15 protein-coding genes are annotated in these 14,160 nt (G+C 64.5%); 9 read left to right on the forward strand and 6 right to left on the reverse strand.

The window, feature by feature from the left end; all coding sequences use genetic code 11:
- Nucleotides 1–2 precede the first annotated feature (2 nt).
- Genes LOY54_RS12975 through LOY54_RS13000 form a run of 6 tightly spaced genes read left to right on the forward strand, consistent with a single transcriptional unit; the run spans nucleotide 3 to nucleotide 6,319 of the window.
- Entirely contained in the window at nucleotides 3–1,292 is a 1,290-nt protein-coding gene (locus tag LOY54_RS12975) for an acetyl-CoA carboxylase biotin carboxylase subunit family protein (protein WP_258610620.1), read from the forward strand.
- Complete coding sequence (locus LOY54_RS12980; protein ID WP_258610621.1) at nucleotides 1,285–2,829, forward strand: methionine--tRNA ligase; 1,545 nt, start codon at nucleotides 1,285–1,287, stop codon at nucleotides 2,827–2,829. Before LOY54_RS12975 ends, LOY54_RS12980 begins: the two co-directional genes overlap by 8 nt.
- Nucleotides 2,826–3,995 carry a CaiB/BaiF CoA-transferase family protein gene (locus LOY54_RS12985; protein ID WP_258610622.1) on the forward strand — a complete coding sequence of 390 codons (1,170 nt, stop codon included), beginning with the start codon at nucleotides 2,826–2,828 and terminating at the stop codon, nucleotides 3,993–3,995. The genes LOY54_RS12980 and LOY54_RS12985 overlap by 4 nt, the downstream gene beginning before the upstream one ends.
- The gene (locus tag LOY54_RS12990; protein ID WP_258597693.1) at nucleotides 3,992–4,342 is read left to right on the forward strand and encodes a cupin domain-containing protein; all 351 of its coding nucleotides are present in this window, start codon (nucleotides 3,992–3,994) and stop codon (nucleotides 4,340–4,342) included. Before LOY54_RS12985 ends, LOY54_RS12990 begins: the two co-directional genes overlap by 4 nt.
- On the forward strand, nucleotides 4,332–5,384 hold the full coding sequence (locus LOY54_RS12995; RefSeq protein WP_195883996.1) for an FAD-binding oxidoreductase: 1,053 nt from the start codon (nucleotides 4,332–4,334) through the stop codon (nucleotides 5,382–5,384). Before LOY54_RS12990 ends, LOY54_RS12995 begins: the two co-directional genes overlap by 11 nt.
- Before the next feature lie 5 nt (nucleotides 5,385–5,389).
- Nucleotides 5,390–6,319, forward strand: coding sequence for an AEC family transporter (locus LOY54_RS13000; protein ID WP_258610623.1), 930 nt, complete (start codon nucleotides 5,390–5,392; stop codon nucleotides 6,317–6,319).
- On the opposite strand, the gene LOY54_RS13005 is transcribed toward LOY54_RS13000, so the two are convergent.
- From LOY54_RS13005 to LOY54_RS13020, 4 genes are all read right to left on the reverse strand, one after another.
- On the reverse strand, nucleotides 6,220–6,999 hold the full coding sequence (locus tag LOY54_RS13005; protein ID WP_258610624.1) for a hypothetical protein: 780 nt from the start codon (nucleotides 6,997–6,999) through the stop codon (nucleotides 6,220–6,222). The genes LOY54_RS13000 and LOY54_RS13005 overlap by 100 nt on opposite strands.
- A 73-nt stretch (nucleotides 7,000–7,072) precedes the next feature.
- Nucleotides 7,073–7,798 (reverse strand): hypothetical protein, encoded by a 726-nt coding sequence (locus tag LOY54_RS13010; protein ID WP_258610625.1) that lies wholly within the window; start codon nucleotides 7,796–7,798, stop codon nucleotides 7,073–7,075.
- Between the two features lie 42 nt (nucleotides 7,799–7,840).
- On the reverse strand, nucleotides 7,841–8,872 hold the full coding sequence (locus LOY54_RS13015; RefSeq protein WP_258610626.1) for a hypothetical protein: 1,032 nt from the start codon (nucleotides 8,870–8,872) through the stop codon (nucleotides 7,841–7,843).
- Between the two features lie 109 nt (nucleotides 8,873–8,981).
- Complete coding sequence (locus LOY54_RS13020) at nucleotides 8,982–9,284, reverse strand: DUF6124 family protein (RefSeq protein WP_052676534.1); 303 nt, start codon at nucleotides 9,282–9,284, stop codon at nucleotides 8,982–8,984.
- A 388-nt stretch (nucleotides 9,285–9,672) separates the two neighbouring features.
- Between LOY54_RS13020 and LOY54_RS13025 the strand changes: the two genes are divergently transcribed.
- Nucleotides 9,673–10,284, forward strand: coding sequence for a dTMP kinase (locus tag LOY54_RS13025; RefSeq protein ID WP_258610627.1), 612 nt, complete (start codon nucleotides 9,673–9,675; stop codon nucleotides 10,282–10,284).
- 24 nt (nucleotides 10,285–10,308) lie between these two features.
- Here the strand turns inward: LOY54_RS13025 and LOY54_RS13030 are convergent, their stop codons facing one another.
- On the reverse strand, nucleotides 10,309–12,162 hold the full coding sequence (locus tag LOY54_RS13030) for an ABC transporter ATP-binding protein (protein WP_195884002.1): 1,854 nt from the start codon (nucleotides 12,160–12,162) through the stop codon (nucleotides 10,309–10,311).
- A gap of 105 nt (nucleotides 12,163–12,267) precedes the next feature.
- Here LOY54_RS13030 and LOY54_RS13035 point away from each other — a divergent pair, with 105 nt between their 5' ends.
- Nucleotides 12,268–12,744, forward strand: a complete 477-nt coding sequence (locus LOY54_RS13035) for a nuclear transport factor 2 family protein (protein ID WP_258610628.1) — start codon at nucleotides 12,268–12,270, stop codon at nucleotides 12,742–12,744.
- Here LOY54_RS13035 and LOY54_RS13040 read toward each other — a convergent pair.
- Entirely contained in the window at nucleotides 12,741–13,442 is a 702-nt protein-coding gene (locus LOY54_RS13040; RefSeq protein ID WP_213601293.1) for an EthD domain-containing protein, read from the reverse strand. The two genes, LOY54_RS13035 and LOY54_RS13040, sit on opposite strands and share 4 nt — an antisense overlap.
- 208 nt (nucleotides 13,443–13,650) lie before the next feature.
- Here LOY54_RS13040 and LOY54_RS13045 point away from each other — a divergent pair, with 208 nt between their 5' ends.
- Complete coding sequence (locus tag LOY54_RS13045) at nucleotides 13,651–14,082, forward strand: nuclear transport factor 2 family protein (protein ID WP_093383038.1); 432 nt, start codon at nucleotides 13,651–13,653, stop codon at nucleotides 14,080–14,082.
- Nucleotides 14,083–14,160 lie beyond the last annotated feature (78 nt).

The raw sequence follows: 14,160 nt of genomic DNA on the forward strand, positions 1-14,160 counted from the left end.
TCATGTCTGAAGCACCTTACATCCTCTACCTCGACACCCGTGCCCTGGCCGGCGAAAGGATCGCCGAAATCGCCGCGGGCCATGCGCTTGGCTTCAAAGTGCTGGTCGCCACGCCCACGCCAGAGGTGTTCAAGTCCATGGGTTGCGCAGGGCTGATCGCCACTCGCCTGGGCGACTATGACGCCGCTCAGGAGGCGATTCTTGGCTACCTCGACGAGCAGCGCATCACGCTCTCAGGCATCGTTGCCTGGAAGGACCTGGAGGTCGAACTGGCCAGCCGCCTGAGCCAGCGCCTGGGCCTGGTGGGGAGCTCGGCCGAGGCCGCTGCCACTGTGCGTGACAAGGCGCGCACGCGCCGCTGCCTGGACGCGGTGGCCAACGCCAACCCCCGTTACGCCGTGGTCAGCGACGAACAGGCGTTCCTTGACGGCCTGCAAAGCGTCGGCCTGCCAGCCTTGCTCAAGCCTGCCGGCAACTCGGGCAGCCGCGGCATCTTTTTGCTCGACCAAGGCTGCGATGCGCTGCAGGTGTACCGCGCCTTCCGTGCCTACAACACCGCGGACAAAGGCGAGATGTACGCGCTGTATGGCGAGCATGCGCTGCTTGAGGAACAACTGGTCGGCAGCGAGCACTCGGTGTCGGGGCTGGTCGCCGACGGCCGGGTGGTGATCAACGCAATCATCGACAAGACATTCGACCGCTCGATCCCGGTCCAGTACGAAAACACCACACCTTCGCAGCTCGACGGCGCGCTGCAGGAACGTATCTGCGCCATGGTTCGCGCGGCGGTCGCGGCCACCGGCATTGACTGGTGCGGCTTTCATGTCGACCTGATGGTCACCGCCCAAGGGCCGAAGATCCTCGAGATCGGCGGTCGCCTGGGCGGCGAGTTCATCAACTCGCACCTGCTGCCCAACAGCCTGCTGGGCTACTCCCCGTATCAGGCCGTGCTGCAACTGGCGTGCGGGGTGATCCCGGACGGCTGCGTGGATCGCATCGCCAGCGCCGCTACCCGCGCCGGGCAACGGGTGATCATGCCGCCGCGCACCGGCCAGGTGACCCGGGTCGAAGGCTACGAACGCCTGTGGAAACGCAGTGAGATGCGCTTTCTTCAGGTGGTGGCCGGCGAGGGCGCGCAAATGGCCTTGCCCGCCGAGCGCTTCAAGGCCTACGAAATTGCCTATCTGATTGCCCAGTGCGCCTTGGAGGACGATATCCACGCGGTGCTCGGGCAGTTGGCCAGCGAAGTCAAGGTGGACATTGCTCAGCAACGGGAGGCGTCACATGTCTGAGGTCACGGCAAAACAATACCTGCTGGTACCGGCGATGCCGGCGCCGAACGGCCGGCTGCACCTTGGCCACGTCGCCGGCCCGTACCTGAACCTGGACATACTGGCGCGCCACCTGCGCCGCGAAGGCCACCGGGCCAGCATCGTCTGCGCCAGCGACCCCTTCGACTCCTACATTCCGCTGCGCGCCCAGCAGGCGGACGTCGATCCCGCGTCGCTGGCCCAGGAAAGCTGCGCAGGGATCATCAACGACCTGGCCTACATGAACATCCAGGTCGACCTGTTCGTCGATCCGCTCGACCCCGAGCACCGCGAGCAATACCTGGCCGCGCATGTCGACCTGGTCGATCGCTTGAGCGCCCAGGGCCAGGTGAGCTGCGTCGAAGAACAAATGCCGTGGTCCACCGCCAGGCAGACGTTTGTCAGTGGCAGCTTTTTGACCGGGCACTGCCCGCAGTGCGATCAGGCCATTTCCGGGTTCTTCTGTGAAGACTGCGGCGCACATTTCGAGCCGGACCAGGTGCGCGCGCCACGTGCACGCTGGGGCGAAGAGGTGCCCGCGCGGGCACTGGACAACCTGTTCTTCCAGATCCGCGAGCCGCAGGCGCTGCTCGCGCAGTTGCAGGCCACCCAGACCCCAGACCCATTCATCGACATCGCCCGGCGCCATCTACGCCGGCTGCCAGCCCGGGTACGGGTCACCAACCATGCCGGATGGGGCTTGCCCTATCAGCTGGACGGTCAGGCGCGGACGCTGTTTGGCCATGGCCTGCTGTTTGGCGCGGTGCGTTTTGTCGGCGACTGCTTTGCCCGGGCGACGGGCCTGGCGCAAAACCCGTTCGATCGCGACTCGCCGGTCATCACGGTCAATGGTTTTGGCATCGACAACAGTGTTTCGCACCTGGTCAGCATCCAGGCGATGGCCATGGCTGACGGCCTTTCCAAGCCGTTCGAGCACTTTCTCATCAACCACTTCTACACGCTGGAGGGGCGCAAGTTTTCCACCAGCCTCGGCTGGGCGGTGTGGGTCGAGGACATGGCCCGCGAAGGGCGGGTACCTTGCGATGCCCTGAGGTACTTCCTGGCCAGCACCAGCCCGATTCACCAGCGCACGGATTTCACCCGGCAAGACTTCGAGCAGTTCCTCAATGGCCGCTACGCGGGCCTGATCGAGCGGGTGAACACGGCACTCGGCGGTGCCGCTAAGGCTGCGGCGGTCGATGCGCCGGTGATGGCTGCATTCGATGCAGCCTACGCCGAGCAGGCCCAGGCCCTGACCTTCGCCAGCTTCGATCCGCAGGCGGTGAGCCGCAGCATCGCCGGCTGGGAGGCGCTGTTCGCCAGCCTGGCTGACGACAACAGTCGGTACTGGTGGCTCAAGGGCCTGGCGGTGCTGGCCTGTCCGTTGCTGCCGACGCTGGCGCAGTCGATCTGGCACAGGCTAGGGCAGCCGGGTGAGGTCAGCGTGCAGGCGTTCAAGCAGCAACGCCGCGCTGCAACCCGAGCCGTCACCAACGGCCAACTGGAGGCCAGCTCATGAAACCTGCCCTTGAAGGATTGCTCATCGTCGACCTGACCCGGGTACTGGCGGGCCCGTTCTGTACCATGCTGCTGGCCGACCATGGGGCGCGGGTCATCAAGGTCGAGCAGCCGGGCAAGGGCGACGACGCCCGCGCTTATGGCCCGTGGTTTGGCAGCAAGTCTGCGTATTTCTCGTCGCTCAATCGCGGCAAGCAAAGCATCGCCCTGGACCTGAAGAAGGCCGAGGACCGGCAGATCTTCGAAGACCTGCTGGAGCACGCCGATGTGCTGACCGAGAACTTTCGCCCAGGCACCATGGAAAAGCTCGGTTATGGCTGGGATACCCTGCATGCGCGCTACCCGCGGCTGATCTACGGCGCCGCCTCGGGGTTCGGGCACACCGGTTCGTCATCCCAGCGGCGCGCCTACGACATGATCGTCCAGGGCATGGGCGGGATCATGAGCGTCACCGGTGAACCAGGACGCACCCCGGTGCGCGTCGGGGTGTCGATCGGCGATATCAGCGCTGGCCTGTTTCTTACCTGCGGGTTGCTGATGGCCTTGCTCAAGCGCCAGCACAGCGGGCATGGCGCGAAGGTCGATATCGCCATGTTCGATTGCCAGCTGGCCCTGATGGAGTACTTCATCGGGCGCTATTTCGCCACTGGCGAGGTGACCGGGCCGGTGGGCAGCTACCGGCCGGCGATCGCCCCACCGTTTGGCGTGTACCAGGCGCTCGATGGCGGGCTGATCATCGCGGCCGGCAACGACAAGCTGTTTGCCGTGCTGTGCGAAGCCATTGAGCGCCCGGACATGCTGCTCGATCCGCGCTTCTCGAGCGCCGAAGCACGCAAGGACAACGAGGCACTGCTGGCACAGACGCTCAATGCCGCCCTGGCGGCAAAACCGGTCAGCGCCTGGACCGAGCACTTCGCTGCCGCCGGGGTGCCCGCCGGCCCGATCAACCGCGTCGACCAGGCCGTCGCCCATCCGCAGGTAGCCGAGCGCAACATGCTCATCGACGTCGATGACCCGCAAGTGGGGCGCTACCGCCTGGTGGGTTCGCCGATCAAGATTTCTGACGCGCCTGACCCACGCAAGCGTCGCGCCGCACCGGCACTGGACCAGGATCGCGAGGCGATCCTCAAGCAACTGTCACGCTCCATTCGGGAGGTAAAAGCATGAACGGCACTGCCAATCCCAAGGTCAAGCCACTGCCCGCCGAGTCGCATGTACCGGGCGTGGTGCTGCGCCAAGCGGACTTCGCCGGCCTGGGCGCAGGGGTCACGCCGTTCAGGGGCGGGCTGTTTACCGTGGCGCCCCAGTGCACCTCGCGCCCGGACAAGCACGCAGTACGCGAATGCTGGATGATCGCCAACGGCGGCGGGGTGCTGGAATACCAGGGCAGCAAGCTGCGGGTCGAGCAGGGCGATGTGCTGCTGTTCGAGCCGCATCACCAGCACCAGATTCACAATGATGGTGTGCAACCGCTGGTCATCAGCACCGTTTGGTGGAATGTCCATGCAGGCTGACCTGGTGGTGGTCGGCGCCGGCATTGTCGGCGCGACCCTGGTGGCCCGGGTACGCCAGTGCTTGCCCGGTTTGTCACTGATGCTGGTCGATGACGGCCAGCGCGCCAGTGCCTCGGCGCTGTCGGCGGGCCTGGTGACGCCGTTTTGCGGCGCGGGCAGCCGGCGCCGGCGCTCGGAGCTGGCCTTCGCCCATTACCAGGCACTGAGCCAGCGCTGGCCGGGGGTCGCCAAGGTTGCGTTCAGCTTTGTCGCCAGCGAGGGGCAAAGGCCGCTGTTGTTCGACGCCAAGCCACTCGAAGGCCGCCTGGCAGCGCTCATGCACCAGTACCGCGGCGCCTCGGCCAAGCCGGCCTTGTTCCAGGCCGGGCATGCCTTTGTCATCGATGTTCCGGGCCTGGTGAGCGCTTACCTGGCACCTGGCGAGGGTCGCCTGACCCGGCTTGCCGCCCGGGTTGAGCGCCTGGACGGCGATGGCCGTGCCTGGTGCCTACAGACCAGCGCCGGCGCGGTGACGGCGCGGCGCGTGATCTTCGCCAGCGGTGCCCGCAGCAACGCGTTGCTGGGGGCAATCCCGGGCAGCCTGATCAAGAAGATCGTGGCGTTCGACCTGCAAGCTGCACAGCTACCGGACCCAACGCAAGGGGTCATCTACATGCCAGCGCGCAAGGCCTTTGTGATGCCCAACCAGCGCCGCGATGGCTGGCTGTTAAGCATCACCTCTGCCGACTGGCGCGCTGTCGCTGACGGTCGCGTCGACGCCTTGCCCGACGAAGCGCGCGAAGCGCAGAGCATTCTCCAACAAGAGCTGCCCGGCCTGCCCATCCGTTCGCTGCGCGCGCGCGCGGCATTTGACAGCTACTGCGCCGATGGCGAACCCAGGGTCGTGTGCCTGCCCGGGGGGCCTGGCGCCTGTGCGTTGGTCGGTGCTTCCGGCTCGGGGGTGCGTTTTGCCCCGGCGCTGGCAAACGAAGCGCTGGTGGCGGTCGGGCTGCTGGCCGATGCCAGCGCCCCGGGCTTTATCAATCATTGCAAGGAAACCTGAGCATCATGCATGCAGCAACAGCGCTGGCGGCCATTGCGCCGTCATTCATATTGATCCTGATCGGTGTCGTGCTCAGGCGTGGCGAGTGGCTGGACAGCGGCTTCTGGAAGGGCGCCGAGAAGCTCACCCACTGGCTGTTCTTTCCGGCGTACCTGGTGCATACCATCGCCACCGCCGGCACCATGGGCAGCACGGCCAAATCGACGGTGCTGATCCTCGGTGCGGTCACCCTGGTGATTACCTTGGGCGTACTGCTGGGCTGTCGCTACCTGCGCGTGGTGCATGCAACCTTCACCTCGATCATGCAGGGTTCGGTGCGCTTCAACAGTTTCATCTTCCTGTCGGTGGCCTCGCAGCTGCTCACGCCCGAGGACTACGGCGTTGCAGCGGTGGTGGTTGCCTACATGGTGGCGATTTCCAATACCGTGGTATTGCTGGCGTTCGGCAGCAGGGACGGCTCGGTGTGGGGGATTGTCCTGAAGGTTTGCCTCAACCCGCTGATCCTCGCCAGTGGCGTGGGGCTTGCCCTCAACCTGAGCGGCGTACTGCTGCCGCAAGCGCTTGCCCAGCCGCTGAGCGCACTGGGTGCACCGGCCTTGCCGTTGAGCCTGATCTGCGTCGGGGCGGCCTTGCAGATACCCAGCGGCGAGTTTGCCCGCTTGTGCAAGACCGGCTTGCTCACTGCCAGCATCCGCCTGGGGCTGTTCCCGCTGCTGGCCTATGCGCTGATCAGCGCCTGGCCCGTGCCGCCTTTGGTCGCGACGCTGGTGCTGCTGTACTCGGTGGCGCCCTGTGCGAGCAATTCATATGTGCTGGCAACCCAGTATGGTGGCGATCATCGGCTGATGGCGTTCGTCGTGGCGGTGTCCACGGTGCTGTCGTTCGTGCCGATGTTCCTGCTGGCCGGCTCGCTATCAGTGATGGCCGTACCCTGATCGGTGTGCCCGGTGGCCTCAACGATTGTCGAGGGCGCCACCGGGCAGTGGCCGAGGAACGCACGCAAGCCTTGCTGGTATTGCTCAGGCGGCATCAGCTCGGTGTCTTTGACAATCACCAAGGACTGGCCCTGGCTAACCATCGGCGCGCTGGCCACGAGGTAGAAGTACGGCGACTCCTGCACCTGCACGATCTGCTCCCAGGCCAGGACGCTGGTGCCGACGCCGGCTTTGTCGAGGCTGAAGCCCTGCTCGTCGAAGCGCAGGCAATAGGTGCTTTCAAGCGATTTCAGCGGCGCCCGCAAGCGGGCTTCGATCAGCCGCTGATTGAGCCCGCGCAACGGTGCCCGGGGCTTGGCGTGGTTGGCGGCGATGCGTGCTTGCAGGTGCTTGATCCAGCGCCCGGAAAAACGCCACCAGAGCGGGATGAACAGCAGCACGAACAGCCCCAGGGCGATGACCTTCTGCGGGGTAAAACGGCGCTCGGGAAGATAGATCGCCAGCACCGCGCCAATCAGGCACAGGGTGAACATCAGCGGGCCGACCAGGCGGCTTTGCCAACGGGCAAAGGTGGCCATGGCCCGCGCTTGCTGCTGATCCTGCTTGAGCAATTCCTGCTCGAGCCGTTCGGCCATCCAGGTGTGAAGATGGGCGGCGGTGATGCTGAAGTGCAGTTCCATGGCGGCGTTGATCCGAGGTCCGTGTTCGGTGGGGGCGGCAGTCTACCGGCTTTTGCAGCCTGACGGCCCCGTTTCAGGCGGGGAACTGCTCGATATGGCGCTCTACCCACGCGTACAGGCACTCATCGAGGTGCGGGCGCTGCTCACTGAAGTGCTGCTGGCAGGTGTTGAACAGCGCATCCTGATTGACCCGAACGGCAAGCTCTGCGGCGCTTTCGCCCCCGGCATGGGCTGCCCGCAGTTGTTGCTGGCGTTGCTCGGCCTGGTCCAGGGTATCGGCCAGCGCATCCCGCTGCAGGTGCCGAAGCTGGGCGATGGCCTGCGGCAAATGAAAGTGCAGGGCACAGTCAAAGCCTTCCCAGTCCTCGAAGGCCAGCCATTCGTGCAACACCATGAAGCAGCGGGTAGCCGGGGGCAATTGCTCCAGCCGTGCGAAGTCCAGCCAGTACTGGCGCGGCAGCTGCTCGGCGGTTTCCAGCGCCTGGGCAATCAGGTCCAGGGCGCGGCCCTTGTCGTGATGATGCTGGCGCAAGATGCGCTCGGTCAGGCTGTAGCGCATTTGCTCGATGGCGCTCAAGGCGCGGCTCAGGTCATAGCCTGCGCCATGCAGGTGCGCCCGGGCCTGATCGGCGGGCAGCCCGGACTTGTCCACCAGCACCTGCAGCAGCTCGGCCTTGTAGCACTCGGCGGCCTGCTGCGGGTCGCCTGCGCAGCGCTCCAGCAAGGCCAGGGCATGGCGCAGGCCGATGGGGATGGCGCTGCGCAGTTGCTGCAGGGCCTGGGTGTCGGTCGGGTCCATTGACTGGCTACCTCGGGGAGTTGTCTATGTTTGGCGAACCTGTCACGGCACCTGCAAGCTCGGCAGCGCGGCCCGACCCTGCGCCGAGAGCAGCGGCTGCAGCTGTTGCCAGGTGAAGCTCAGGTCCACATCACAGCCATCGCCGCTGGGCTGGTTGGCCAGGCGCAGGCCCTGGGTGTCGAAACTCAGGTCGTAGCTGCTGTAGCTGGCGACATCCGGGCAGTCGCTGTCTGCGCTGGCCTGGGTCTGCAACCAGCTGGCGAATTTTTTCGGCAGTTCGACATGCCCGGTGTAGGGGCTGTCCCACGCAAAGCGCGTACCGATCCAGGTCCAGGGGTCGACGCTTTCGCCGGTTTGCAGGTTCCAGCTGTGCAGGCCCCAACTGATGCCGCCGCGACCATAGCCTGCGCTCCAGCGGTAGAACCTGACGGTGATCCACTGCGATGACCAATAGGTGGGCTCGACACTGATCTCGCTGGTTGCGGCGGAGCCGTTGCGGCCGAGGAACTCGCGGCGTTCGCTGAAGAAGGTGTTCTGGCCTTCGGGGCTTGCGGCCAGGCGGGCCAGGTGTTGATTGATTTTATGGATGGCCGGGGTATCGCCGTTGAGCTTCAAGGTGACCTGGGCGCCTTGGGTGCGTACTTGATAGGCGTGCTCGCCGAAGGTTTTCTTCTCGACCTTGACCGGCAGCGGGGCTGCCTCCATCGGCTGGTTGAAGGCGTCGCCACCACAGCCTTCGGCGCTGGTGCGTGTCAGCGCCAAAGGCAGCGGCGTGGCGCCCGGGGCCTTGCGCCAGGTTCCGCTCAGGTGATCGCCCTGGGGGGCGTCCAGGTGCCAGAAACCCGTATTGCCGTGTTCGGCCCAGGGTTCGCCGGGGTTTTCCTGGGCTAGCGGGATCGGCGTGAGAAAGCGCTGGTAGTAGTAGCTACCGTTGCGCTCGGGGGCGGCGTTGAAACAGGCGCTGATCGCCGCCTTGCCCAGAGTGCCTTGCCAGACACCGGCAAGGTCGCTGGATGCGGCACTGGCGTAGCCACACGCACCAGCGAGAGTCAGCAGGGCCAGGGGCTTGAGCATGAGGATCGGACTTCCAGTTGTCTGACGGGCAGGCATGATAGCCAATGATTGGCTCCTGGGGTATTGAGCCAATAGCTGCCCTTGCTCCACTCGCCCCTGATCCCACCGTCTAGCGGGGGCTAAAGACCCGGTTCACGCCCCCACCATCAAGCACGGCGTCAATCAGCGCCCGCGCCGTCTCGATGTGCTGGCCGGCGCCGTACACCAGGGAGTGGTCGTTGAGCGTCAGGTGGTCGAGCGCGTCGCTGACCGTGGCCTCGGCGCATTCCAGCAACTGGCAGGCATGCAGCAGCGCTTCTTCGGCGGGAATGCCGGCGCGAACAGTGAACATGTGATTGCTGCCAAACGGGGTGCTGGCGGTGGTTGCGGTGGAAAGGTCGAGGCTGGGGGGATCGGGGACTGGCTTTTTCATGTCGTGCTCCGAGGTGCGGTGGAGCTGCCACGCTTCGCTGCTAAACGAAGGGTGGCAGCTGTACGCGGGTTAGCAGACCGGGCACCTAGAGCAAAACCGGCGCACCCGAAGGTGCCCCACGTACAGCCGCCATATAGCGGTTTCCGTTGAACTCTAGATGCATGTTCGGACTGCTAAATCCGGTCATTGGATTTTCCAACGACGGCAGCAGCCTAGGGCCATAAAAGGCTCGGCACAATAGCGCAACGGCGGCGGAAGTATGATTCAGAACGGTCTTACAGAAAACACCTACAGCGTCGCGATTTGTCGCTGTTTACTGTGGGAGCAAGCCCAATGATCGGCAGAAACCAGTAGAGTGCGCATTACTCCCTCAATTGTTGCTTGAAGCATGAACCGTCCGCTGTTTGTTTCCCTCGATGGGCCCAAGGGCACCGGCAAGACCACGCTCCTGGAGGCCGTGACCAAAGCCTTGCGCGCCGACAAGCACAAGGTGATCCGCCTGTGCGAGAAAAAAAGCGACCCCTTTCGCGGTGCAACCATGGCCCTGGTCAACCAGTTGGTGCGCAATCCCTGCCGGGATCTGGAACTGGCCGTGTGCAAGCGTCTGGCCGATAGCCGCACCTGGATATCCGCGCATGTGCTGAGCAAACAGCCCGCCGACAGCATCATCCTCATCGATCGCTGGTACCCGTCCGATGCAGCGTTTCGCCGTTTAGTGCCATTTGCCGAGATTCTGCAGTTGAACCTGGAGCGCAACGTACGGGTGCCGGACCTGCATGTCGGGGTGGTCACCGACCCTCAAGTGTCGTGGGCGAGGGCCGCAGCACGCAACCGCGGGCTGAACAGCACGGTGATGCACAGGCTCGAAGAGCACGTGGCGAGTACCGAGGCGTTCGAGCAGGCGGTTGCCGATAACGGCTGGGTGCTGTGCCGCAATGAAGGCACGATCGAGGAAGCCACCCGCCAGGTGGTTTCGTCGATCTATGCAGTCCTGCACTAGCAACGGCTACTGTTTCTCGGCCAGCTATTCCTCGGCCAGCACCAGCCCCTGGTCCTCACCCAGAAAGCCGCCACTCTGGTGCTGCCACAGCCGTGCATAGGTGCCGTTGCGCCCGAGCAGTTCGGCGTGGGTGCCTTGCTCGATGATACGGCCCTCATCCATGACGATCAGCCGGTCCATGGCCGCGATGGTCGAGAGCCGGTGGGCGATGGCGATGACGGTCTTGCCTTGCATCATTTCGCCGAGGCTTTCCTGGATTGCTACTTCCACTTCCGAATCCAGCGCGCTGGTGGCTTCGTCGAGCAGCAGGATCGGCGCGTTCTTGAGCATCACCCGGGCGATGGCAATGCGTTGGCGCTGGCCGCCCGAGAGCTTGATACCGCGCTCGCCGACCAGGGTGTCGTAGCCGCTATGGCCCTGCTTGTCGCTCAGCTGGCTGATAAAGCCATCGGCCTGGGCGTGGTAGGCCGCCGCGCGGATTTGCGCATCAGTGGCATCCGGGCGGCCATAGGCGATGTTGTCGCGGATGGAGCGGTGCAGCAGGGAAGTATCCTGGGTGACCATGCCGATGGCGCTGCGCAGGCTGTCCTGGGTGACCTCGGCGATGTTCTGGCCGTCGATGCGGATCACCCCCTTGTCGACGTCGTAGAAGCGCAACAGCAGGTTGATCAGCGTCGACTTGCCGGCGCCGGAGCGGCCCACCAGGCCCACCTTTTCGCCGGCGCGGATGTTCAGGTTGAGGCCATCGAGCACCTGGCGCTCGCCGTTGTAGTTGAAGCTGACGTTGTCAAAACTCACCGCGCCGCCGCGGGTCTGCAGCACGCCGGCGTTCGGCGCATCCTGCACCTTGGGGCCGCGGGTGAGGGTGGCCATGCCGTCCTGCACGGTGCCGATGTTCTCGAACAGCGCGGTCATTTGCCACATGATCCAGTGCGACATGCCATTGATGCGCAGGGCCATGGCGGTAATCGCCGCCACCGCGCCGGTGCCGACGTCACCCTGGTGCCACAACCACAGGGCGTAGCCGCCGGCGCCGATGATCAAGGCCACCACCAGCGCCTGGTTGACGATTTCGAACTGGCTGACCAGGCGCATCTGGCGAAAGCCGGTCTGCTTGAAATCTTCCATCGCCGCGCGGGCGAAGTGCGCTTCACGCTTGGAGTGGGAAAACAGCTTGACCGTGGTGATGTTGGTGTAGGCGTCGGAGATACGCCCGGTCATTGAAGAGCGGGCATGGGCCTGCTCCTGCCCGACCTTGCCCAGGCGCGGCACGAAGTACAGCATGGCCAGCCCGAACAACGCCACCCAGGCAATAAAAGGCAGCATCAGCTTGAGGGCGAAGCCACCGGCCAGGGCGATGATGGCGATGAAGTACACGCCGATGCCGGGGACGATTTCGATCAGGGTGAACAGCACCTCGCGCACGGCGAGGGCGGTCTGCATCACCTTGGTGGTCACCCGCCCGGAGAATTCATCGGAAAAGAACGACAGGCTCTGGCGCAACATCAGCCGGTGGAAGTCCCAGCGCAGGCGCAGCGGCAGGTTGATCGCCAGTACCTGGTGCTGGACCATGGTGCGCAGCGCCACCAGGCCGATGCTGGTCAACAGCACGATACCGATGCCCCACAGCACCCGCCGTTCCTCGCCGTCGGTGGCGCCACCGGCCTGCCAGGTCGAGAGCAGGTCGACCACCTGGCCGAGAAAGGCGAACAACCAGGCTTCGTAGATCGACACACTGGCACTGAGCAGCGCGAGCGCAAGCACATAGCCGCGCGCACCACGGGTGCAGGCCCACAGAAAGCGCAACAGGCCTACCGGTGGCGGTGGTACTTCATCGGGCGGGAAGGGGTCGAGGCGGCGTTCAAAGATCTGCAGCATGGTGGCTTCCGAAAACGTGTAGCCCTGTAGTCTAGCCGGACGATGACGTCAGTGGGCATCGACCTATCCTGTGCCGATGCCTCCCCACCAACAGGAGTACCACTGATGGCCCTTACTTTGGACGACCTTGTCGAGATCGAGCACATCAAGCAGCTCAAGTACCGTTACTTTCTTGCGGTTGATTGCCATGACTGGACGGCACTGGAGGCGTGCCTTGCCGAAGACCTGACCACCGCCCTGGACGGCGGCAAATACAGCTTCGACAGCCGGGCAGCCTTTATTGAAGGGCTCAAGGCGATACTCGACCGGCCGACGTTCCTGTGCAAACACCACGGGCACCATCCGCAGATCGAAATGCTCTCGGCCGACACCGCGCGTGGCAGCTGGTACCTGGAAGATCACGCCATCGACCTTGAGGGCGACTGGATGCTGCACGGCACGGCGCTGTACCAGGACGACTACGTCAAGCGTGACGGGCGCTGGTTGATCGTTGCCACAGGCTACCAGCGCCTGTTTGAAACCGTGACCTCACCGATACCTGCACAGCTCAAGGTCACGGCCAACCTGTTTGACCGGCCCTAGAGGCGATATTGACTGGTGGGCAGCACGTCGATCTTGTCGAAATCGATAAAGCGCGCGCAGCTGTCCATCATGATTGCCAGGTTGCGCTGGAACTTTGCCTCGTCGCCGACCGCGTCGAAGAAGGCTTGAGGGTCGGTCATCGCCGCCGGCGGGAAGCACTCTTCGACGATGGCGTCGATCGGCGGGGCGCCGTGGGTCAGCACCTGCACCACCAGGTTCTGCACGTACTGAAAGTTGTCCTGGGTGTCGATGGCCACTGCCGTGTGGTGGTTGCGCCAGATGTCCAGCCAGGCCTGCGGGGTCAGGCGAGGAGGGCGGGTCAGCAGGGCTACTTGCGCAAAACCGTAGGTTCGCTCGCCCGGCGCGCAAGCAAAGCGTGTGTTGCCGATGGCTTCCGACTCACACACCAGATAGGCCGCCATACGCGCGGTTGCGGCCATGATCAGCCGGTCGAACGGCTGCCTGGCACTGGCGTTGGCGCTGTCCAGCCACAGCGACAGGCAGGCGTGCGGCAGCGGCCGGTTGTTCTCCTGGCGCAGGCCTGCCGCAGCGTCGACGTCGCTGTCGGCCAGGTTGAGTTGCAGCCTTTGCGCGCCCTGCGCCTGCAGTTGCGCGGCAAGTTCGCAGCGCAGTTGCCGGGCAAAGGTTTCGCGCGGGGTCTGGGTGTCACGCCAGAGCAGGTAGATGACTTTTTCCATGGCGATCAAGGTCCTTCGCAGTTGGTCAATGAGCGGGCGGGGTATCGACCCAAAGCCATGCTGGGGGCAACGCGAAACCACGGAATCCTCCGAACAGACTAGCGCCGGCCCCTGTTCAAACGCTTTGCCACAGCTAGTCCCAACGGACGATCAGCACCCGCCTGCGGCTCGATAGACTCAAGCCACACCCACTTGTGAGGTCAGCCGAATGAGCCTGGAACACCGCATTGCCCGCCTGGAGGCGCTTGACGCCATTCGCCAGCTCAAGCACCGCTATTTCAACGCCTGCGACCTCAAGCAGGTGGAGGTCATCCGCGACTGCTTTGCCGAAGGCGAGATCCTCATCGACTACGGCCCGGTGGGGACGTTTCACGATCGCGACAGTTTCGTCGCGCTCTATCAGCAACTGGCGTGCAACGCGCGGGTGATCGACCTGCATCACGGCGCCAACCCGGAAATACACCTGACCGGTGACGACCAGGCCCAGGGCCGCTGGGCCCTGTACTACTTCAACCTGGATGGCGAGAGCGGCGCCACGCGGCAACTGGGTGGCATTTACCAGGATCGTTACCGGCGCATCGACGGGCAGTGGAAGTTGATCGAGACTTGCTTCAGCGCTCATTCGCGGGTGGAGGGCTAGTCAAGGGCCTGGAGGCGGGAATGCGGTATTTGCTTTAAATGTAAAGTATTCGCATTTATACTGCGCGGCCACGCCTCC

The organism is Pseudomonas sp. B21-032 (assembly GCF_024748965.1).
Taxonomy (GTDB): Bacteria; Pseudomonadota; Gammaproteobacteria; order Pseudomonadales; family Pseudomonadaceae; genus Aquipseudomonas.

Coding starts and splice junctions, on each gene's coding strand:
- LOY54_RS12975 (WP_258610620.1), top strand. CDS start 3: ATGTCTGAAGCACCTTACATCCTCTACCTCGACACCCGTGCCCTGGCC.
- LOY54_RS12980 (WP_258610621.1), top strand. CDS start 1,285: ATGTCTGAGGTCACGGCAAAACAATACCTGCTGGTACCGGCGATGCCG.
- LOY54_RS12985 (WP_258610622.1), top strand. CDS start 2,826: ATGAAACCTGCCCTTGAAGGATTGCTCATCGTCGACCTGACCCGGGTA.
- LOY54_RS12990 (WP_258597693.1), top strand. CDS start 3,992: ATGAACGGCACTGCCAATCCCAAGGTCAAGCCACTGCCCGCCGAGTCG.
- LOY54_RS12995 (WP_195883996.1), top strand. CDS start 4,332: ATGCAGGCTGACCTGGTGGTGGTCGGCGCCGGCATTGTCGGCGCGACC.
- LOY54_RS13000 (WP_258610623.1), top strand. CDS start 5,390: ATGCATGCAGCAACAGCGCTGGCGGCCATTGCGCCGTCATTCATATTG.
- LOY54_RS13005 (WP_258610624.1), bottom strand. CDS start 6,999: ATGGAACTGCACTTCAGCATCACCGCCGCCCATCTTCACACCTGGATG.
- LOY54_RS13010 (WP_258610625.1), bottom strand. CDS start 7,798: ATGGACCCGACCGACACCCAGGCCCTGCAGCAACTGCGCAGCGCCATC.
- LOY54_RS13015 (WP_258610626.1), bottom strand. CDS start 8,872: ATGCTCAAGCCCCTGGCCCTGCTGACTCTCGCTGGTGCGTGTGGCTAC.
- LOY54_RS13020 (WP_052676534.1), bottom strand. CDS start 9,284: ATGAAAAAGCCAGTCCCCGATCCCCCCAGCCTCGACCTTTCCACCGCA.
- LOY54_RS13025 (WP_258610627.1), top strand. CDS start 9,673: ATGAACCGTCCGCTGTTTGTTTCCCTCGATGGGCCCAAGGGCACCGGC.
- LOY54_RS13030 (WP_195884002.1), bottom strand. CDS start 12,162: ATGCTGCAGATCTTTGAACGCCGCCTCGACCCCTTCCCGCCCGATGAA.
- LOY54_RS13035 (WP_258610628.1), top strand. CDS start 12,268: ATGGCCCTTACTTTGGACGACCTTGTCGAGATCGAGCACATCAAGCAG.
- LOY54_RS13040 (WP_213601293.1), bottom strand. CDS start 13,442: ATGGAAAAAGTCATCTACCTGCTCTGGCGTGACACCCAGACCCCGCGC.
- LOY54_RS13045 (WP_093383038.1), top strand. CDS start 13,651: ATGAGCCTGGAACACCGCATTGCCCGCCTGGAGGCGCTTGACGCCATT.